Source organism: Streptomyces sp. NPDC007189, from assembly GCF_040703635.1.
Lineage (GTDB): Bacteria > Actinomycetota > Actinomycetes > Streptomycetales > Streptomycetaceae > Streptomyces.
Genome location: NZ_JBEYEY010000007.1, coordinates 278,903 through 296,934, shown reverse-complemented (window position 1 = coordinate 296,934; position 18,032 = coordinate 278,903). Strand labels below are relative to the sequence as shown.

Annotated in this window: 24 protein-coding genes and 1 tRNA gene; 15 read left to right on the top strand and 10 right to left on the bottom strand. The window is 67.8% G+C overall.

The annotated features are described in order from the left end of the window. Positions 1-88 precede the first annotated feature (88 nt). Complete coding sequence (locus AB0950_RS17490; RefSeq protein WP_366778840.1) at positions 89-505, bottom strand: RNase adapter RapZ; 417 nt, start codon at positions 503-505, stop codon at positions 89-91. Between the two features lie 503 nt (positions 506-1,008). Between AB0950_RS17490 and AB0950_RS17485 the strand changes: the two genes are divergently transcribed. Then, complete coding sequence (locus AB0950_RS17485; RefSeq protein WP_366778839.1) at positions 1,009-1,767, top strand: helix-turn-helix transcriptional regulator; 759 nt, start codon at positions 1,009-1,011, stop codon at positions 1,765-1,767. 2 nt (positions 1,768-1,769) lie between these two features. After that, positions 1,770-2,243, top strand: a complete 474-nt coding sequence (locus AB0950_RS17480) for an NUDIX domain-containing protein (RefSeq protein ID WP_366778838.1) — start codon at positions 1,770-1,772, stop codon at positions 2,241-2,243. On the opposite strand, the gene AB0950_RS17475 is transcribed toward AB0950_RS17480, so the two are convergent. Then, entirely contained in the window at positions 2,231-2,797 is a 567-nt protein-coding gene (locus AB0950_RS17475; RefSeq protein WP_366778836.1) for an HD domain-containing protein, read from the bottom strand. The two genes, AB0950_RS17480 and AB0950_RS17475, sit on opposite strands and share 13 nt — an antisense overlap. A gap of 1 nt (position 2,798) precedes the next feature. Continuing rightward, positions 2,799-3,260 (bottom strand): GntR family transcriptional regulator, encoded by a 462-nt coding sequence (locus AB0950_RS17470; protein ID WP_366778835.1) that lies wholly within the window; start codon positions 3,258-3,260, stop codon positions 2,799-2,801. A 393-nt stretch (positions 3,261-3,653) separates the two neighbouring features. Between AB0950_RS17470 and AB0950_RS17465 the strand changes: the two genes are divergently transcribed. Then, positions 3,654-4,271, top strand: coding sequence for a hypothetical protein (locus AB0950_RS17465; RefSeq protein ID WP_366778834.1), 618 nt, complete (start codon positions 3,654-3,656; stop codon positions 4,269-4,271). A gap of 48 nt (positions 4,272-4,319) precedes the next feature. Here AB0950_RS17465 and AB0950_RS17460 read toward each other — a convergent pair whose 3' ends face one another. The 4 genes from AB0950_RS17460 to AB0950_RS17445 form a co-directional block, all read right to left on the bottom strand. Next, a complete protein-coding gene (locus AB0950_RS17460) occupies positions 4,320-5,663 on the bottom strand; it encodes a hypothetical protein (protein ID WP_366778833.1) in 1,344 nt (447 codons plus the stop codon). 850 nt (positions 5,664-6,513) lie between these two features. Beyond that, positions 6,514-6,774: a DNA-binding protein gene (locus AB0950_RS17455; RefSeq protein ID WP_366778832.1), complete on the bottom strand. Its 261-nt coding sequence runs from the start codon at positions 6,772-6,774 to the stop codon at positions 6,514-6,516. Next, complete coding sequence (locus tag AB0950_RS17450) at positions 6,771-6,998, bottom strand: hypothetical protein (RefSeq protein WP_366778831.1); 228 nt, start codon at positions 6,996-6,998, stop codon at positions 6,771-6,773. Before AB0950_RS17450 ends, AB0950_RS17455 begins: the two co-directional genes overlap by 4 nt. Next, positions 6,976-7,485, bottom strand: coding sequence for a hypothetical protein (locus tag AB0950_RS17445; protein WP_366778829.1), 510 nt, complete (start codon positions 7,483-7,485; stop codon positions 6,976-6,978). The genes AB0950_RS17450 and AB0950_RS17445 overlap by 23 nt, the downstream gene beginning before the upstream one ends. Before the next feature lie 234 nt (positions 7,486-7,719). On the opposite strand from AB0950_RS17445, the gene AB0950_RS17440 reads away from it, so the two are divergent. Together AB0950_RS17440 and AB0950_RS17435 are read left to right on the top strand one after the other, a co-directional pair. After that, positions 7,720-7,998 carry a CopG family transcriptional regulator gene (locus tag AB0950_RS17440; protein ID WP_360153561.1) on the top strand — a complete coding sequence of 93 codons (279 nt, stop codon included), beginning with the start codon at positions 7,720-7,722 and terminating at the stop codon, positions 7,996-7,998. Further along, positions 7,995-8,420: a PIN domain-containing protein gene (locus AB0950_RS17435; RefSeq protein WP_360153558.1), complete on the top strand. Its 426-nt coding sequence runs from the start codon at positions 7,995-7,997 to the stop codon at positions 8,418-8,420. Before AB0950_RS17440 ends, AB0950_RS17435 begins: the two co-directional genes overlap by 4 nt. 329 nt (positions 8,421-8,749) lie before the next feature. On the opposite strand, the gene AB0950_RS17430 is transcribed toward AB0950_RS17435, so the two are convergent. After that, positions 8,750-10,522, bottom strand: coding sequence for a copper resistance protein CopC (locus AB0950_RS17430; protein ID WP_366778828.1), 1,773 nt, complete (start codon positions 10,520-10,522; stop codon positions 8,750-8,752). Positions 10,523-10,579: 57 nt separating this feature from the next. Then, entirely contained in the window at positions 10,580-11,158 is a 579-nt protein-coding gene (locus tag AB0950_RS17425; protein WP_366778827.1) for a GNAT family N-acetyltransferase, read from the bottom strand. Positions 11,159-11,387: 229 nt separating this feature from the next. Here AB0950_RS17425 and AB0950_RS17420 point away from each other — a divergent pair, with 229 nt between their 5' ends. The 4 genes from AB0950_RS17420 to AB0950_RS17405 all read left to right on the top strand — a co-directional run bounded on the left by AB0950_RS17420 (position 11,388) and on the right by AB0950_RS17405 (position 14,646). Beyond that, positions 11,388-11,990: an HhH-GPD-type base excision DNA repair protein gene (locus AB0950_RS17420; RefSeq protein ID WP_366778826.1), complete on the top strand. Its 603-nt coding sequence runs from the start codon at positions 11,388-11,390 to the stop codon at positions 11,988-11,990. 739 nt (positions 11,991-12,729) lie between these two features. Next, entirely contained in the window at positions 12,730-13,401 is a 672-nt protein-coding gene (locus tag AB0950_RS17415; protein ID WP_360153543.1) for an HdeD family acid-resistance protein, read from the top strand. Between the two features lie 204 nt (positions 13,402-13,605). Beyond that, on the top strand, positions 13,606-13,902 hold the full coding sequence (locus AB0950_RS17410; protein WP_004943146.1) for a type II toxin-antitoxin system VapB family antitoxin: 297 nt from the start codon (positions 13,606-13,608) through the stop codon (positions 13,900-13,902). Positions 13,903-14,013: 111 nt separating this feature from the next. Further along, positions 14,014-14,646: a LytR C-terminal domain-containing protein gene (locus tag AB0950_RS17405; RefSeq protein ID WP_360153540.1), complete on the top strand. Its 633-nt coding sequence runs from the start codon at positions 14,014-14,016 to the stop codon at positions 14,644-14,646. A 134-nt stretch (positions 14,647-14,780) separates the two neighbouring features. Here the strand turns inward: AB0950_RS17405 and upp are convergent, their stop codons facing one another. Further along, positions 14,781-15,416 carry a uracil phosphoribosyltransferase gene (gene upp / locus AB0950_RS17400; RefSeq protein WP_360153537.1) on the bottom strand — a complete coding sequence of 212 codons (636 nt, stop codon included), beginning with the start codon at positions 15,414-15,416 and terminating at the stop codon, positions 14,781-14,783. A gap of 95 nt (positions 15,417-15,511) precedes the next feature. Here upp and AB0950_RS17395 point away from each other — a divergent pair, with 95 nt between their 5' ends. The 6 genes from AB0950_RS17395 (at position 15,512) to AB0950_RS17370 (ending at position 17,889) form a co-directional block, all read left to right on the top strand. Then, positions 15,512-15,754, top strand: coding sequence for a hypothetical protein (locus AB0950_RS17395; RefSeq protein ID WP_360153534.1), 243 nt, complete (start codon positions 15,512-15,514; stop codon positions 15,752-15,754). A 304-nt stretch (positions 15,755-16,058) separates the two neighbouring features. Then, positions 16,059-16,598, top strand: a complete 540-nt coding sequence (locus AB0950_RS17390) for a hypothetical protein (RefSeq protein WP_360153761.1) — start codon at positions 16,059-16,061, stop codon at positions 16,596-16,598. A 56-nt stretch (positions 16,599-16,654) separates the two neighbouring features. Continuing rightward, positions 16,655-17,086 carry a tRNA adenosine(34) deaminase TadA gene (gene tadA / locus AB0950_RS17385; RefSeq protein WP_360153758.1) on the top strand — a complete coding sequence of 144 codons (432 nt, stop codon included), beginning with the start codon at positions 16,655-16,657 and terminating at the stop codon, positions 17,084-17,086. Positions 17,087-17,154: 68 nt separating this feature from the next. Then, positions 17,155-17,239, top strand: a tRNA-Ser gene (locus AB0950_RS17380). Between the two features lie 166 nt (positions 17,240-17,405). Beyond that, positions 17,406-17,585, top strand: a complete 180-nt coding sequence (locus AB0950_RS17375; RefSeq protein ID WP_360153755.1) for a hypothetical protein — start codon at positions 17,406-17,408, stop codon at positions 17,583-17,585. Positions 17,586-17,595: 10 nt separating this feature from the next. Beyond that, positions 17,596-17,889 carry a Dabb family protein gene (locus tag AB0950_RS17370; protein WP_360153531.1) on the top strand — a complete coding sequence of 98 codons (294 nt, stop codon included), beginning with the start codon at positions 17,596-17,598 and terminating at the stop codon, positions 17,887-17,889. Positions 17,890-18,032: the final 143 nt, after the last annotated feature.

The window sequence follows — 18,032 nt, the reverse complement described above, 5'->3', positions numbered from 1 at the left end:
AAGGGCGCGGGACGGTCAGCTGTCCTTGTCCGGGAGTGCGACCGCCCCGCGGGTACAACCGGTACGGGACCGGCGGGGCGAGCTGCCGTCAGCGCTGTACGACGGGCTTGTCCATGTCGCGATGCCGGACCATCACCTTGTGACCGGCGTCGCTCAGCAGTTCGGCGAGGGCACGGGCGACCGTCGCCGCACGATGCCGACCGCCGGCACACCCCACGGCGACGGTCAGGCCCGTCGCCGACGGACCGGCCGCGAACGCGGCCACGGCGGCCTCCGCCGCCAGCACCAGCGCCGCGACACCCGGGGTGCCCAGCACCGCCTCCCGGACGGGCGCGTCGTCGGCCGTCATGTACCGCAGTTCCGGCAAGACGTGCGGATCGCGGAAGTGATGACGCAAGTCGACGGTCAGGTGCGCGGACGGCGCCTCACCATGCAGGTAGCCGAACGAGACGATCTCGACGGGGACCGTGCGGCGGGGCACGACAGGAACCCTGTGCTGGGCCATGACGGAACTCCTTGGTAGGTCGGGACGGAGTCCATGAGTGGCGGGCTGTCCTTGTCCGGGAGTGCCGCCACCCAGGGAGATGCGGGCCAGTGCCGCAGGACGCGGCCGGCCAGGCGCCCCGGGCGGAAGTCGATTCCGCACCCTCACGGCTGGATACCGGGGCCGACGGGCGTCACCCGGCCGTCACGGGGACGGGGTCAAGCCCCGTCGATCTCAGAGCACGCTGTTGAGTTCTCAAGGAACGAACGCTGCCTTCGTACTCACCCCTTCGGGCTTTCCTCCGGGCGTTGCAGTACCTGTTTTACAGGTACTGCATAGGGGACCGTCAAGTGCAGCGACGGAACCTCTTTGGCTTTGCGCCGGGACTTCTTGGCGCACAATCAGAATCGCTGCAGCTCAGGGGAGTTGGTCACCCCATACGTGGACAGCTCAGGGAGTTCTGGCTACCGTCAAGAGCGCCCTACTGCCTTCAAGAGCTCCCTAGATGTCCCTCGGGGGGATGGATGTCCAACGAGCGTCTGCGCTCGGCCCTGTTGGCTCAGGGCATGACCGTTCAGGGCCTTGCCGAGGAGATCAAGGTCAGCCCGAAGACGGTCGAACGTTGGATCACGCAGGGGAAGGTGCCGTACCGCCGACACCAGTACGCCACGGCCGCAGCGCTCAGGGTCGACGTCACGACATTGTGGGACGACGGCCGCACCCTGGAGAGTGCAACGGACCTCACGAAGGCGGAGATTGTGGCCGTCTATCCGCATCGCCACACCGTGCCGCCGAACGTGTGGCGCGAGATGTACGCACGAGCGGAGAGGAACCTTGACGTTCTCGTCTACTCCGGGCTCTTCCTGTCCGAGGATCCCCTGTTCATCGACCTTCTGAAGAAGAAGGTTGAGGGGACCACTCAGGTGCGCATCCTGCTCGGGGACCCGGACTGCGAGGCCGTTCGGCAGCGCGGCATAGACGAGGGGCACCGGATCATGGACGGCAAGATTCGGAACGCGTTGGTGAACTACCGACCGCTCTTCAAGAGCCACCCGGAGATCAGCTTCCGACTGCACGCCACGACGCTCTACAACTCCATCTATCGGTCCGATGACGAGATGCTCGTCAACCCCCACGTCTACGGCATCGGCGCCTACATGGCCCCCGTCTTCCACCTGCGTCGCATGCCGGGCGGCGGGCTGTTCGACACGTACGCGAATAGCATCGAACAGACCTGGGGAGGCGCTCGCCAGGTTTCGGACAGCGACATCACGGGAGCCTGACCATGGGACGCATTGACTACCTGCACGACCCCGACGCACCGCCGGCCAACTCGGTCGTGCCTTCCGTCGTGGCGTTCGTTCAGAACGATGCGGGCCAGGTGCTCATGATTCAGCGGTCCGACAACGGGCGCTGGGCGCTGCCCGGCGGCGGGCACGACGTGGGCGAGTCCATCAGTGACACCGTGGTGCGCGAGGTCTGGGAAGAGACGGGCATCAAGGCCGAAGTCGTCGACATGTCCGGGATCTACACCGACCCCGGACACGTGATGCAGTACGACGATGGCGAGGTCCGCCAACAGTTCAGCATCTGCTTCCGTGCCCGTCCGGTCGGCGGTGACCTTCGTACGAGCAATGAGACGACACAGGTCCGTTGGGTGGACCCAACGAACCTGCCGAAACTCGACGTCCACCCCACGATGCGGCTCCGTATCGAGCACGCCATGGACCGGACGCGGGCAACCCCCTACATCGGCTGACGCTTGGCGACGGCGACCCGTTCGAGGACGCGCGCCGTACTTGCGCAGATCTCTGACTCGGCGCGGCGGATGAACGTACCGATCAGACTGTCCGGCCCGTAGCGGCCAGCGATCTCGTTGACCCGGTCCACAGGGTTCGTCGGTACGCCGTCCGGCGTCGTGTTCATGTCGCAATAGCAGAGCGCGTCATTCAGGTGCGCGCTCTCGCGGGGGAACTCGCCCTCCAGCTCTGCACGGAGTCCCCGGGCCTCAGCCTCCATCCATGCACAGGAATGGTGGGCAACGAGGTTCACGACCCGTTCGTTCGCGCGGGCGATGTCGCGGAGGTAGCGCGCGCCATCGAGCGGGTGAAATCCGGTCTTGGCGAGGTCTGGCGAGTAGCCGATGTCATGCAAGACGGCAGCGGCTTCCAGTAGCTCCGCATCCTGTCCGAGGATGGGCGCGATGGTGCGCGCCCTCTCCGCGACCCCGAGCGAGTGCTTCCAGCGGCGCGGTAGCGGCTCCGCAAGCAGGGACTCAGCCAGGGGATAGGCCCACTCTGTCAGCTCTGACAAGCTAGGAACGCTCCTCTCGAATCGGCACGGCGCGGACCGTCCGCACCCTGCCCTGTCCTCCACTCGCGAGCACGCCGGCGGCCTCCAACTTGTCGAGAGCTTTGGTCACGGTCGGGCGCGAGACCCCGAACCGGTCGGCCAGAACTGACGCGCTGGGGAACGCTGCCCCGACTTCCAGTCGCTCATCCGCGATGACGTCCGCGATGCGCTCTTCCAGCGGTCGCCGGTCAGTCCGCTTGCCTGCCCGTACGACACGCCACCGGCCACCCGGCACCGGTTCCGCGACACCGTCCTTGTGGAGAGCTGCGAACGCGCGGAGAGCGACCCCGCGCGAGATCTTGTACTCGCTCATGAGGTCAGCAGCAGACGGAAGCTCCGTCATGTCTGGGTCCGCCTCGACTCGTGCCTTCACGGCATCGGCGATCTTCAGGAAGGTTCCCCGAGGACTGGCCTGCTGCGACACTCGTTCTCCCTCTCTGCTCACCCGTCGTCGCCCTCAAGAGTCGCACGTCCGGCGACGGCGGCGGATAGGTGCGTTCGAGTCCGCACACCGGCACGCTGACCGGGCCAGTTCAGCAACGTTCGTTGCTCTGGTCTTTGTCCACTGCGCCAACGGCCGCCATCGTTCACTGCCATACGCACACCCCCTGACCGCCTCCGTGAGCCCTTACGGACGCCCCCGGACGACCATGGGGCACCGGCGCAGGTACCCATGCAAGTAGAGGCCCGTCATCGACCTTCTCAAGATGCAGCTCGCCAGCTGCGGTCGTATGATCGTTTTGTGTCGGGTGGGCGAGCCGGGTGAACCATACCGGAGATGCTTATGCACTCTTCTGGGACTGACCCGTGGGAAATAATGATCGCCTTCGGTACTGTTGGGGCGGTCGTTGTGGCCGTCGGCGGCCCCTTCATCAAGGGTTGGTGGAAAAAGCCTAACCTAAAGGCGCTAAAGACCGACGACCATGGCCCAATGTGGACCTCTCTACCATATTTCAACGGAAAGGGCAGCGGTCCCGACATATTCCAGTGCTGGCTACGGTTTCCGATCGCCAATGAAGGACGCCTGGCCGCCAAGGGAACGATGGTCCTCGTCAGCAAAGTGGTACTACCCGTCGCAGGACGCTTGCCGCCGACTCGTGAACTCAAATGGGGAGATGTCGAAGCCAATTCACTGACTATCCCGACCAACGCAGCCCGCCTGGTGGATATCATTCAGGTCGTCCACCTCAATGACGGCACCAACGGCGTCTTCCTTTGCCTGTATCCGTACAGCAATTACGACAGGGTACTGTCCGACCAGTCCCCTCTATGGATGGGCAAACACGAGGGGGGTGAGTATCGGATCGAGATAGCCATTACCGCCAATAACGCCAAGACGGAACGATATCTAATAACGTTTCGCCTCAACGACATGAGCAACCTGGCCACCTGCAAGACCGAGCTGGCAAATGCCACGCTTTCAAAGATTAACTAGGCTAGACCCCGGACAGGAGACTCTCCACTCTTTCGCCAATGAGTGACATCACTTCTTACCCTCGAAACTGCCGACGAATTTAGCGGCATTCCCAGTCAGTTCACCTATACTCGGATCAATCGATAGAGCAATTAGACCCGCCGACAGAAGGGCGATAGAGTCAAACACAGGGTTATGGTTAACCATCCAGCCAGCAGGTTTGGTTGCCACTAGCATCGCAACACACGCGAAAAAGGCGATGGCGAGGAATCGCCGCAAGAGGCGGATAGCCTTCCTCCCCAAACGTTCCGAAGGCGATACCTCGACTGCCAACGCCGACCAGTTCCCTGCGACCGCATCCAACAACGCCTGAGTGAATGCCTCTTGCAGGTCCAATATGGCTGTAGGGCCTGCGGTAGACGCAACCGTTTTCCAGCGACGCGCCGCAGAAGCAATACCCTCGGCAATGCCGTTAAGCGCAACGTCAGCAGCACGGTCGCGAGTCTTCAATGCCCGCCGCCAGGACCCTTCGGAAAGCCGGGCAATTAATTCAAGCTGTCTAACCATGGCTGTCCGGACGCTGCTAGCCATGTACGGTCGCAGCCCGTCCCCTTGTGCTTGGTCAGCGGCCTCACCTTGCGCACGAACTGCCCTGTCCGACAGCAGGACTAGGTCACACAGAGCGATAAGCAAGTGAGAGCAAGCAACCACATCGCTCCCTTCCATCGGCCCCATCCTTCTTGGGATAAAAAAATTGAGACAGTTCACAATGAACGTCAGGGCAAACAGTGCCGTAAACGTAATTGAGGCGAAGCTTGCGACCGACGCGACGTCCACGTTCTGCATAGAGATGAAGCGCCACTTGAATTCGTACACACCGAAATCGTTCAGCTTCGCAAGCATCCTCCCGCGCAGGTCCGTCGCTACGGTCAAAGTTAGTACGAACACAGCCGATGCTAGCCGAAACGCGGCACCCATCCATGCATGCATTCGCGCGAGGAAGTTGCGCGCCTTGCTATAAAGAAATATTGACAACCCAAGCGATACCATCAACGCAATGCGGGTCGCGCTGGAACTACGATCCAGATTGGGCCAAAGCGAGTCGATTGGAAACGAAAGCGCCGCGAGGATGAAAAGCATCAAAACAGATGCTAGAAGATGTTCCGCCAGGAACATCTCGATTGTCTCTTTCCAGCTCGCATTGGCATTAACGGACCAGTAAGCGGCTCGCACATGTCTGCGTACTTGCGCTTTTTCAGCGACGCTCAATTTTTCGATACGGAAGACCTTGTCCGCGGCGGCGTCAGCTCTGCTGGCAAGCAGCTCGCCTCGTGCCTGGGGGAGGTTCTTAGCTGCTTCTACATGCTGCTTAATCCACGGGATGACCTTGCCCTGCAGCAGCGTTGATGCCACTTGTTGCATCCGCCTCAACGTTGGGCGGTCTGGCGTGCTGTCCGTCATCTATCCCCCTGGCTTGTCAGCTCCCTGAAGCACCAGGCTCACGACTATGCCGGAGCTCATCAGCCCACGGCAGGCGAATGGTCGCAAGAGCGCCACCGATAGCTGCAGCGTCGGTAGAAGCCCAGTTCTGGCCGGCCGACGACCGCACCTGGATGACTGAGCTAAACCTCGCCTCTCACAGACTCGTTGTCCTGCTCTTTGTCCAGTGCGCCGGCGGCCGCCACCGTTCACCGCCGTACGCGCACCCCTCCTGACCTGCGCGGTGAACCCTCCTGAACGCCTCCGGACGGCCGCGCGGACAGTTGGAAAGCGTGTTGGGGGCAACCCCTCACGAGTTCGAATCTCGTATCCTCCGCAGCCGCCTGAACAGGCGAAACGAGGACCCCGGACCGCTTCGGCGGCCGGGGTCCTCGACGTAGTCGGCCTCAGTTGCAGTCTCATTTATTTCCGACATGCCGCATTTTGCACAGCCTGGTGACTCGACTCCGGCACCGACAGTGGGGCGCCATCCAAGCGTTCGTTCGCCGACCCGCTCGCTGAATGCCGACGCCAAGATCAGCCTCAGGTGACACTTGGCCCACTCGGGTTGATCGCCGGACACCGCCGACCAGGCAAGACGTTCCTGTTGGACCACGCCTGCCGTGCCGCTGGAGGGTGCCACTTCCATGCGACCGCTGCTGTCGGCGCAGAACCACTGTCCGAATCAGCCGTGCCCGCTCTATGTCTCACGCCGCCGCAAGGGGCCGAGCCGTTCACGCGGCCCGGCCCTCTGACCTTGCACTCAGCCTCCAGCGACCTGCCCTCAGTCCCATCGTCTCGCGAACTCAGCACCGGCCAGCAGGTCGCCCGTCCGCACGATCGGATCATCGATCCCCAGGGCTGCCATCACATCGGCGGGAAGGGCCACGTATTTTCCCTTCAACTTCGTGACATGACATGGAAAGCGGTTCCCCCTCACCAGCCCGGATGCTTTCGATGGGTCGACCCCGAGGAGATCTGCCACCTTGCGCAGGGGCAATGGCTCGGCCAGCCACTGCGACAGTCGCCTCGCTCTTGGGGTCACTCGGCTTCCTTCTGCGGTCCGTCGAGTTCGTCGGACTCGCCCTCGGGCACCTGCTCCGAACCCGAGGCGAGGAACTCGCCCAAGAGCCCGAGGCGGTGCAAGGTAGCGCCCATGCGTTCGCCGCTGATGCGCCCCCACAACAAACGATCCATCTCGTCGACCACCTGGATGTCCGACTCGTTGCGGATGGGCGAGTAGCCGTCATCGGCTCGCGCGATCGACAAGGCTGTGCGGATCCGTGGTGCGCTCGGCCGGATCAGCCCGTTCCACCGCCCAGCCGGCCGCATTGGCCGCTCGGACAATCTCGTCACGGACATCGTCGCCGTCGGTGGCCAGCGCCAGACCGTACAACGCACCGAACACCATGGCCGACCTCACCTCGGCGACATCGACGCAGAGCCTCCTCGACACTCTCCCGGCCGACTTCCGGAGGTAGGGGACGACGAAATACAGCGCGAGCAACTGGCTACGCTGAGCCAAGCTCGGCAGGTCGCTACGGGCATCGCGGCCTACGCATCGCCACAGCGCGTCCCGAAGAGCGACGTCGGTGGCATCTCGCGCCGCCGCGTCCTTCGCCTCCGAGAGCGTGAGGTGCTCAGCCACCGAACACCGCTCTCCGGGCGCATGTGGACACACCAACTGTCCGCCGAGCAACTGCGACACCTTTAGCTCGATCGACCTGAAGACGTCTGCCGAAGGCAGCAGGGACACGGCCCCTCCTCTTGTGGTTCCGCCAACGGCAGGAGGCTCACCGCGTCGAAGGGCGACTATCCGCACCAGTTGCTGCATGCGCTGGTGAGAGTGAACGACACGGGGTGACCGAGTGAAGCGATGTAGCCCAGCGATCAACGTCAGGGAAGGCTCCGGGATCAACCATTCGCATCCTGAGCACCACTGGTTCAAGCCTCTGGTAAGGGAACTTACACCAGGAGTATGGTCTCTTGTATGGCGACGAGAAAAGTCACGGTGACGATCCCTGAAGATCTCCTCGACGAGATCCGCGCCGACGCGGCGGAGAGGGGACTTTCGGCGTATGTAGCCGAAGCACTGCGATTCAAGCGCGATCGGGACCGGCTGCTGGAGCTGGTCGACTGGTTGCAGGAGGAACACGGGCCGGTCACCGATGACGAGCGTGCGACAGCCCTCGCGGAACTGGACGATCTCGACGCCGAGCACGAGCGCCGCCGCACGGCCGGAGGACACGATGCCGGAGAGGCCGCGTGAAGAAGCGCGCCGGTGAGCACAGGCAGCGGCCACTGCGCGTCTTCGTACTCGACTGTGAGGCCCTGTCCCTAGCCGTGCGCGGCGACCGCAAAATGATCGCCTGGCTCGACCTCGCGGCCGGGGGTGAGGCCGAGGTGGTGACGTCTCCCATGACGCTGATCGAGGCGTTCGACGGCAGAACCACCGAGCAGCGCTGGGACTGGGTGCTCTCCCGGCTCAAGGTCGCCGACATCGGCAAGGACGAAGCACGCCAGGCCCGCCGTCTCCTGGCCGACGCCAAGCTGCACGGTCACAAGTACGCCATCGATGCCGTGCTCGCTGTCATCGCACGCCAGCAGAAGGGGCAGGTCACCGTCTTCACCTCGGACGTAGACGACCTGGAGAAGCTCCTTCCGGACACCATCGTCGTCAAGCAGGTATGACCCGGCGCCCTGGTCTCAGTTCTGGTCCATTCATCCCCGTCCAGCACCGTCCACCACCCTCCCATTGCCCCACTCCGCCGCAGGTCAGGACGCCGTCGATCGCCACCGAACCCCCGGACGAACATTTGGAAAGCGTGTTGGGGGCAACCCCTCACGAGTTCGAATCTCGTATCCTCCGCCGGTTCAGAGGGCCGGGTCACGAAAGTGGCCCGGCCCTCTGGCGTTCGTCCGTCCCGCTTTCCGTCTCAGTCGGCCTCTCGACCGACTCGCTCCGGGCGGCCCCACATGACTCCGGTCACATGGAGGTACCTGGCCCCCGCCCGCCCCGCCTACCGCGTCACCCGTACCGGTGCCGACACCGTCACCTGGTCCAGTTCCGTCAGCCGGACCGTGGCCTTCAGTGTCCAGGTGCCCGGGAGGGGGAGGTCGAAGGAGTCGGCGCCCCAGTAGCCGCCTCGGTCGGTGACCTTGGTGTCGAGGGGGCCGATCCGCTGGGCGGGGAGGGTGAGGGTGACGCGGAGTTCGGGGACCGTGGACAGGCCGCCGTCGGGGCCGTAGACCACCGCCTGGACGGAGGTGCGGCCGACCCGGCCCGGGTCCAGGGTGATCTGGACCTTGCCGTGGCCGCCGGCGCCGGCGTCGAAGGGGATCGTGGTGACGGACGCCGTCGGGATGCCGGCCGCCGAGGTTCCGGCCGCCGGGGTTGAAGCCGCCGCGGTCTCCTCGGCGACCCTGCCGGGGGCCGTGCTGGTCAGGAGGGTCGTCAGGGCCAGGACCACCGCCGCGACGGCCGCCTCCGCCAGCACCGAGCGGCGCAGGATGTTCAAGGGCGGCGGCGGGGGCGGGGCGGGGGGTTCCGGGGGGAGCGGGGGGCCCGTCGCCGGTTCGGGGACGCGGGCTGCGGCGGCTCGGGGCTCGCGGGCTTCGCGGGTCGTCCAGGCCCGGGAGCAGGCCGCCGCCAGCAGGAGCGCGGTGACCGCCGCCAGCTTGGCCAGCAGGGTGCGGCCGTACGTCGTGCCGCTGAGCGCCTGCCAGGAACCGAGGCCCCGCCAGGACTGGTAGACGCCGGTCACGACCAGGACCGTCACCGAGGCGAAGGCCAGACGCGAGAAGCGGGCCAGGGTGGTGAGGGAGGTGCGCCGCAGGGTGCGCAGGACGGCCGCGAGACCGCCCAGCCAGGCCGCCATGGCCAGCAGATGGAGGGTGGCGGAGGCGATGGCCACCGGGACCTGGACGCCCGCCGCGGCGTGGTCGGCCGCCGTCCAGGTCAGGGCGAGCGGGACGGATACGGCGGCGGCCACGGCGAGCGTCGTACGGCGCGGGAGCCTTCTGCGGCGGCCCCGCAGGAGCGCGACGACGGTCCCGGCCAGGATCAGCAGCGCCAGGCGGGCGAGCAGGAGGACGCCGGGGCGGGTGGTGGCCGTGTGGGTGAGCGAGCCGAGGGTGAACGCGGGCGGGGTGCCCTCCTCGTACGGGGCGCGCAGGAGGTACAGCGCGGTCGTCGTGCCGAGCAGGGTCCAGGCGGCGGCCAGCACGGGGGTGCGCAGCGGGGCCGCCGTCGGCGGGCGGCAGTACCCCACGAACGCCGCCGTGCCGAGGAGGACGGCCACGGCGAGGTAGGCGAGGTAGCGGGCGATGTTGTACAGGGCCGCGGTCGTGGGGTTCTCGGTGCGGTCGGGGACCGGGCTCGCGGTGGTCGCCGTGCGCTTGCCGACCGAGAAGGTGAACGCGCCGGACACCGGGTGGCTGTCCGCCGACACCACCCGCCAGGCCACCGTGTACGTGCCGGTGTCGAGCCGGGCGGGCAGGGAGACGCGGGCCGTGTCCGAGCCGCCGGCGTGCTCGGCGGGGCCCGTGCGCAGACGGTGGTTGGCGGGGTCGTAGACGCGGAGGGAGTCGGTGAGCAGGCCGACCGACTCGGTGAAGGTCAGGGTGACGTGCCGGGGGGCCGTGCGCAGGACGGTTCCGTCGGCGGGGTCGGTCGTCCGCAGGGCCGCGTGCGCGGACGCGGGGGCCGCCGTACCGATCAGGAGGAGCAAGAGGCCCGTACAGAGCAGGGTGAGCCGTCGTGCCCATCGCCGGTGCCGGTCGCGCAGCCGCACGTCGTCGCCTCCTTCACCGCGTGCCCCGTATGAGTACGCAGAGATCGGCCGGAGTGCTCAGAGTGCCGTCCGCTCCAGGAAGGCCAGTTGAGCGTGTTTCTCCGGCAGGTACACGTCCGGGAGGTCCACCTCGGGCAGGACGACCTGCGGGCCGCGTACGAAGCCCTGGCGTTCGAAGCGGGCGATCGCCCTGGTGTTGCGTACGTCCGGGTCGGCCACGAGCCTGCGCCGGCCCTGGACTCGCAGCGCGTACGTCGTCAGCACCGTCAGCAGGGCCGAACTCCACCCGGGGCGCGGGCCGTCGGGGCCGGGCGGGGCGAGGAGGACGTGGACGCCGAGGTCGCCGGGGAGGACGTCGTCGCACTCGCCGACCCGGTCGGCGGCCGGCTCGTACGTCTGGAACAGGGCCGCCGGTACGCCGTCCTTGGTGACGAGGTGGGCGTGGTGGGTGTCGAGGCCGGCCATGTGGGCGTAGATCTCGGCGACCTGAGTCCGGGTGAGGCCGTTCATGCCCCAGAAGACGGCGCGTTCCTCGCTCACCCAGGCGTGGACGACGTCCGCGTCGGACGCCGGGTCGAGGGGGCGGATGCGGACGGTGCCGAACCCGTCGACGTGCTGTTCGTGCGGGGCGGTCATCGGGTCCCCCCGGTGTCGGTGCCGGTGTCGGAGTCGGAGTCGGAGTCGGGCTCGGGGGTGAGGAGGCTCCAGTCGGTGCTGACGGGGGCCAGTTCGGTACGTCTCGATGGTCACCCGGAAGCCCCTCCGATTGCTTATTAGGTAAGCCTTCCCTAACTCTTCTGTGAAGGGATCGTACGCGAGAGCGGCCCGACGCGCGCCGCCGCCTCGCGCGCGGGATCATCGGCGCATGGACGTCACCCTGCATCTCGCCCAGGAACCGGAGGCCGACGCGCTGCTCGGACGGTCCCCGCTGGCCGCGCTCACCGGGATGCTGCTCGACCAGCAGGTACCGATGGAGTGGGCGTTCAAGGGCCCGCGGACCATCGCCGACCGGCTCGGCGCTGGACCCTCCGGAGACCTCGACGCGCACGACATCGCCGCGATGGACCCGGAGGCCTTCGCCGCGCTGCTCGCCGAGAAGCCGGCCGTGCACCGTTACCCGGGCTCGATGGCCAAGCGCATCCAGCAGCTGTGCCAGTACCTCGTGGAGCACTACGACGGGGACGCGGAGGCGGTCTGGCGGGACGTGCGCAGCGGCTCCGAGTTGCTGAAGCGGCTCGAGGACCTGCCCGGGTTCGGCAAGCAGAAGGCCCAGATCTTCCTCGCCCTGCTCGGCAAGCAGCTCGGCGTCACCCCCAAGGGCTGGCGGGAGGCGGCGGGGGCGTACGGCGAGCGCGGCTCCTTCCGGTCGGTGGCCGACATCACCGGGCCGGAGTCACTGACCAAGGTCAGGGCGCACAAGCAGGAGATGAAGGCGGCGGCCAAGGCAGCGAAGGCCTCCGGCGGTTAGGCGGCGAAGTTTTGCGAAGGGCAGAGCGAGTCCAGGCGGCGAAGACCGCGGCCAGGTAGAGCGAAGCCAGAGCGATGAAGACCTCAGCCGGGTGGGGCCGAGCCAGAACAGCGAAGACCTCAGCCCGGTCGAGCCAAGCCAGAACGACGAAGGACTCGGCCGGGTAGAGCGAAGCCAGAGCGACGCAGACCTCAGCCGAGTCGAGCCAAGCCAGAACGACGAAGGACTCGGCCGGGTAGAGCGAAGCCAGAGCGACGCAGACCTCAGCCGAGTCGAGCCAAGCCAGAGCGACGCAGACCTCAGCCGGGTCGGGCGACGGCCGATGCAGCGAATGACCCTTGTGGGGAGGGCGACGGCCGAAGCGGCGATGACCCTTGCGGGGAGGGCGACGGCCGATGCAGCGAATGCCTCTCGCGGGGAGAGCGACGCCCACGGCTGCAAAGAACTTCCGCGAGCAGGACCGCCGCCAGGACCGGCAAAGCCTCCCGCGAGCAGGACCGCCGATCGACAAAGCCTCCCGCCAGCAGCACGGCCGACAAGACGGCCGCCCGCCGCGAGCAGAACCGCGCCAGCACCGGCAAAGCCCCCCGCGAGCAGAACCGCGCCAGCACCGGCAAAGCCTCCCGCGAGCAGCAGAGCCGCCGTGTCGGCGAAGCCTCGCGCGGGCCCGGTGGTGGGTGTTCACCCGATCGGCCCGCCCCCGATAGCAGGGTCGCTCCCGCCGGTCACAGCATGGAGCATGACCGAGGCACCGAACAGCGGTCCGAACTGGGGCCGTGAGTACGACGACCGGAACGTCCACGCCACCACACCGCCGACCAGCGAGCGCCGGGAGCCAGAGCCGCCGTTCGAGGGGCCCCTGCACGCCCTGTCCCGGGCCGCCTGGCAGGTGGTCCTGGTCACCGGGATCGCCTCGCTGATCCTCGGCGTCCTGATCCTCGTCTGGCCCGGCCCCTCCCTCTTCGCCGCCGGCGTCCTCTTCGGCGTCTATCTCATCGTCAGCGGCATCTTCCAGCTGGCCTCCGCCTTCGGCACGCACATGACGACCTCGCTGCGCGTGCTCGCGTTCATCAGCGGCGCCCTGTCGATCCTGCTCGGCCTGTTCTGCTTCCGCGGGCCGATGCAGTCGATCCTGCTGCTCGCCCTGTGGATCGGCATCGGCTGGCTGATCCGCGGCATCACCCAGACCCTGGCCGCCCTGCACGACTCCCGGATGCCGGGCCGGGGCTGGCAGATCTTCCTCGGCGTCATCACCTTCATCGCCGGGATCGTGCTCATCGACTCGCCGTTCCACTCGGTCGCCGTGCTCACCCTCGTCGCCGGCATCTGGCTGGTCGTCGTGGGGATCGGGGAGATCGTCACCGCGTTCGGCATCCGCGGCCGCGCCAAGGCCGTACCGCGCACGGTGTGACCACCGGGCCGAAACGCCGACTCGCGGTCCACAGCCTGTGCACAACACTCCCCGTGCATCGAGTCAGCGCCTCGTCCCAGCCCCCGGCATCGGGCCCAGCAGCTCCCGGTAGTAACCCGTTTGCGCGTTTTGCTCCATCTTTTCAAGCGCCGCACTCCGCCGCCATGGCTGCGCCCGGAAGGTCTTGACCGGTAGGCTTTCCGTGTGATCTTCAAGCGCATCGGAAACGGCCGGCCGTACCCCGACCACGGCCGGGAAAGCACCCGGCAGTGGGCGGACGTCGCGCCGCGCCCGGTCCGCCTCGATCAGCTCGTGACCACCAAGCAGCAGCTCGACCTGGAGACCCTGCTGGCGGAGGACTCGACGTTCTACGGCGATCTCTTCGCCCACGTCGTCAAGTGGCAGGGCGACCTCTACCTGGAGGACGGCCTGCACCGCGCGGTCCGCGCCGCCCTCCAGCAGCGCCAGGTGCTGCACGCGCGCGTGCTCGAACTCGACTGACCCGGCGCGACACGGCCACCCGCCCATGGCCCTTGACCCTTTCGGGTTCGCTGAGCGGCATCGACTGATCATCTAATAGGCAGCGCCGCTCGGGCGCACTACGCTGCGCTCATGAGCATGCTCACACCCCCCGGCATGGGCGGTCAGTACCGGATCACGGGGGACAAATACCCTCGGATGCGCCCGCCGCGCCGCCGCGCCCGGCTGGTGGCCGCCGTGGTGGCGTCCGTGTGCGCGCTCGGCCTGATCGGCTGGGGCACCCTGCAGCTCATCGACGTCTTCACCGGCGGCGGCAAGAAGAACGCGGCGGCCGGCTCGAAGACCCGCTGCCAGCCCGGGACCGATACGGCCGCACAGGTGAAATCCCTGCCCAAGCCCGCCGAGATCACCGTGAACGTCTACAACGCCACCGACCGCACCGGGCTGGCCAAGGACACCGCGGACGCGCTCAAGAAGCGCGGCTTCAGGATCGGCGACGTGGGGAACGCGAGCACGCAGTTCGACAAGAAGGTCAAGAGCGCCGGGATCCTGCTCGGCCCCGCCTCGGCCCGGAACTCCTCGCTGCCGGTGCTCGGCACCCAGCTGGCCGGCGCCGAGCAGCGCACGGACGGCCGCAAGGGGACCGACCTCGACCTGGTCATCGGCGACGGCTTCAAGGGCCTGGCCCAGCAGGCGGCGGCGCAGCAGGCGCTGACGGCCCTGACCGCCCCGAAGCCGGCGGCCACCGCGAAGAAGAACTGCTGATCAGCGGCTCGTAGGGGGCCGCGAGCCGATGTGCGGCTGCATTCCGGGCCGCGCGGGAACGGGCAACACAGACGCACCCGCCCCGCACCCGCACCCGCGAAGGGCGCTCACCGGCCCCCCGTCAGCCCGAAAACCTACTCCGCCGCCCCGTAAAGCCGGTCCCCCGCGTCGCCCAGCCCCGGCACGATGTAGCCGAGCTCGTTGAGGTGGTCGTCCACGGCGGCCGTGACGACCGTCACCGGCGTGCCCGCGAGGTCCCTTTCCATCACCGCGACGCCCTCGGGAGCGGCGAGCAGGACGACCGCGGTGACGTCGTCGGCGCCCCGCTTGATCAGCTCCTGGATCGCCGCGACCAGCGTGCCGCCCGTGGCCAGCATCGGGTCCAGGACGTACACCTGGCGGCCCGACAGGTCCTCCGGCATGCGCGTGGCGTACGTGGAGGCCTGCAGCGTCTCCTCGTTGCGGATCATGCCGAGGAAGCCCACCTCGGCGGTCGGCAGCAGCCGCATCATGCCGTCCAGCATGCCGAGGCCGGCCCGCAGGATCGGCACGACCAGCGGGCGGGGGCGGGCGAGCTTGACGCCCGTGGTCTGCGCGACCGGCGTCCGGATGTCGACGGCCTCGGTGCGCACGTCCCGCGTGGCCTCGTAGGCGAGCAGGGTGACCAGCTCGTCGGCCAGCCGGCGGAAGGTCGCGGAGTCGGTGCGCTGGTCGCGCAGCGTGGTGAGCTTGTGGGCGACCAAGGGGTGGTCGACGACATGGAGACGCATGCCCCTAACGGTACCTGCGAACGAAACCCCGCCGGCCCTGGCGTCGAAGCGGCCGTACGAGGGAAAGTGGGAGGGACGGACTGGGGTGGTGAGACGTGCCTGACCTGCCTGACCTTCCTGACGACGCGCCGGGGGACGTCCAGGAGACCCGGGACGCCGGCGAGCCCGCGACACGCGGCGCCGCCGTACCGGGGACGGACGCCGAGCGCCGGCGCCGCCGCGCCCAGTTCCTGCGCGACCTCGCCGAGGCCCGTGAGCTGCGCGCCCGGGTCCAGCCGCGGCGCGCCAAGGCCGCCCGGCTGCGCCACGCGATGCGCATGCGGACGTTCCGCTGGTAGACCGAATGCGGGGAGGAACACGCTTGGGAATCCTCTTGTGCAAGAACCGGTAAGGAAGTTCTGGGACAAGGAAGATCCGCGCCCGCACTGGGCTTTTGCGAGTCGGGCGTGCGTGTGCGCCCGGAAAAGCCGCGTACGATCCGCAGGTGGCTGCAAGACACAGGGCGCCGAAGACGTCCCCTGAACGCCTTGTTTCTGCCACGATTCCGAGTGGGTGGGGCTCGGAGCCCAGGCTCTCTCCGCCCAAGTACCTCCGCCGGGGGGACCCCCAACCGGCACGCCTATGACCAGTGGGAGAGTCACGGTGTACTTCGCCGCACTGCTCGCGCGCACCGAAGACGGGTGGGAAGCGAGCGACACAGAGCTCGACGATGTGGAGACCCTGTCGGATCTGGCCGACCTGGCCCGGGAAGCCTCTCCCGACGAGGACACGGTGCTCGTGCTGATCGAGCAGGAGGACGCCTGGTTCGGCGTCGTCCGCGTGGACGGCGAGGACGACCCTCGTATCTACGTCTCGGACGCGGCCGCCGCCCAGCGCAGCGCGTACGGCGAGCTGCTGCTCACCGACGAGCTGCTCGGCCGGGAGCCGGGCGCCGACGACGGCCCGGACCTGGACTCCCTGGACCTCGACGGCACGGAGGACGGCGAGTCCGAGTCCGACGAGGACGCCGAGGAGCCGGCCGCCGCCGCCGACGCGGTGCCGCACAGCCCCGTCGGCGACAGCCAGATCCTCGACGACCTCGGCATCAGCGAGAAGGAGCTGCGCTCGCTGGACGCCGACGACGCGCTCGGCACGATCGCCGAGGCCCTGGGCGCCTCGGAGGTGCTGGAGACCGTCCGCTGACCGCCGGCACCCCGGCCGCCGTGCCGGATCCGGTGCGCGACCGCTGGCGGCCCGCGATGCGGCTCGCCCTGGCCGAGGCCGAACGGGCCGTCCAGGGCGGGGACGTCCCCGTCGGCGCCGTCGTGCTGTCCGCGGACGGTGCGACGGTGCTCGCCGCCGGGCACAACGAGCGCGAGGCCACGGGCGATCCCACGGCCCACGCGGAGGTCCTCGCGATCCGGCGGGCGGCCGCCCTGCTCGGCGAGTGGCGGCTGACCGGCTGCACGCTCGTGGTCACCCTGGAGCCGTGCACGATGTGCGCGGGCGCGATCGTCCAGTCCCGCCTCGACCGGGTCGTCTACGGCGCCCGGGACGACAAGGCGGGCGCGGCGGGCTCGCTGTGGGACGTGATCCGCGACCGCCGGCTCAATCACCGTCCGGAGGTCGTCGAGGGAGTGCTCGCGGCGGAGTGCGCCCAGGTCCTCACGGACTTCTTCCGGGACCGCTGACAGGACCGGTCGCAGGGCTCCGGAATCCGATTTCAGGGCACGCCCCACCTTGCTGTAAGGTCTCCCTCGGTAGCGTGTCCGAGCGGCCGAAGGAGCTCGCCTCGAAAGCGAGTGTGGCGCAAGTCACCGAGGGTTCAAATCCCTCCGCTACCGCTCGAAGAAGGGCCCCGTCGAAAGACGGGGCCCTTTCTCGTCGTACGGGACACTCGCGCACACCCCGGGGCAAATGGCTCCCGGCGGCGGACCGTTGGCCTGGGAAACGGGCGTGAAGGTTACACTCGCCGCCGGCAGCAGGGGCGCACGGACAGGGGAGGCCGCGGTGGCGGTGAACGCCAAGAAGATCGCCGTATACGTGCTCGTGGTCTTCGCGCTGTACGTGATCATCACGGACCCGGCCAAGGCGGCGGACTACGTCCAGATAGGCTTCGAGGGCATATCGGACGCGGCCAAGGCCATCGGCCAGTTCATGACCTGGGTCGCCCACGGAGGAAAGAACTGAGGTACGCCCCATGATCCGCCACCTGGTCCTCTTCAGGCTCAACGAGGGCGTCGAGCGCGACGATCCGCGGGTCGTGGCGGGAGTGGAGGCCTTCCGGGCCCTGGGCGGGCAGATCGAGGAGCTGCGCTTCTGGGAGTGCGGCTGGAACATCAGCGACCGGCCGATCGCCTACGACTTCGCGATCAACTCGGCCGTCGAGGACGCCGGCGCCCTCAAGCGCTATCTGGAGCACCCCGCCCATCAGGCGGGCGTCGCGATGTGGCGCGAGTTCGCCACGTGGGTGATCGCCGACTACGAGTTCTGAGCCCGACACACCCGGAGCCCTCCGCCGGAAAGGCGGGGGGCTTTCGTGTGTCCGGAGCCCCCTCGTGCGGCCCCAACTTGTCGAAGTTTGAACACAACACGGCGTGATGAGGTGCTTGCGCACCGTGCACATGTCTTGTGATG

What these genes read in the sequence shown, in the direction of transcription:
- AB0950_RS17480 (WP_366778838.1), top strand. Translation starts at nt 1,770, where the DNA reads ATGGGACGCATTGACTACCTGCACGACCCCGACGCACCGCCGGCCAAC.
- AB0950_RS17485 (WP_366778839.1), top strand. Translation starts at nt 1,009, where the DNA reads ATGTCCAACGAGCGTCTGCGCTCGGCCCTGTTGGCTCAGGGCATGACC.
- upp (WP_360153537.1), bottom strand. Translation starts at nt 15,416, where the DNA reads ATGCGTCTCCATGTCGTCGACCACCCCTTGGTCGCCCACAAGCTCACC.
- AB0950_RS17415 (WP_360153543.1), top strand. Translation starts at nt 12,730, where the DNA reads ATGACCGAGGCACCGAACAGCGGTCCGAACTGGGGCCGTGAGTACGAC.
- AB0950_RS17420 (WP_366778826.1), top strand. Translation starts at nt 11,388, where the DNA reads ATGGACGTCACCCTGCATCTCGCCCAGGAACCGGAGGCCGACGCGCTG.
- AB0950_RS17425 (WP_366778827.1), bottom strand. Translation starts at nt 11,158, where the DNA reads ATGACCGCCCCGCACGAACAGCACGTCGACGGGTTCGGCACCGTCCGC.
- AB0950_RS17465 (WP_366778834.1), top strand. Translation starts at nt 3,654, where the DNA reads ATGATCGCCTTCGGTACTGTTGGGGCGGTCGTTGTGGCCGTCGGCGGC.
- AB0950_RS17440 (WP_360153561.1), top strand. Translation starts at nt 7,720, where the DNA reads ATGGCGACGAGAAAAGTCACGGTGACGATCCCTGAAGATCTCCTCGAC.
- tadA (WP_360153758.1), top strand. Translation starts at nt 16,655, where the DNA reads ATGCGGCTCGCCCTGGCCGAGGCCGAACGGGCCGTCCAGGGCGGGGAC.
- AB0950_RS17490 (WP_366778840.1), bottom strand. Translation starts at nt 505, where the DNA reads ATGGCCCAGCACAGGGTTCCTGTCGTGCCCCGCCGCACGGTCCCCGTC.
- AB0950_RS17405 (WP_360153540.1), top strand. Translation starts at nt 14,014, where the DNA reads ATGAGCATGCTCACACCCCCCGGCATGGGCGGTCAGTACCGGATCACG.
- AB0950_RS17370 (WP_360153531.1), top strand. Translation starts at nt 17,596, where the DNA reads ATGATCCGCCACCTGGTCCTCTTCAGGCTCAACGAGGGCGTCGAGCGC.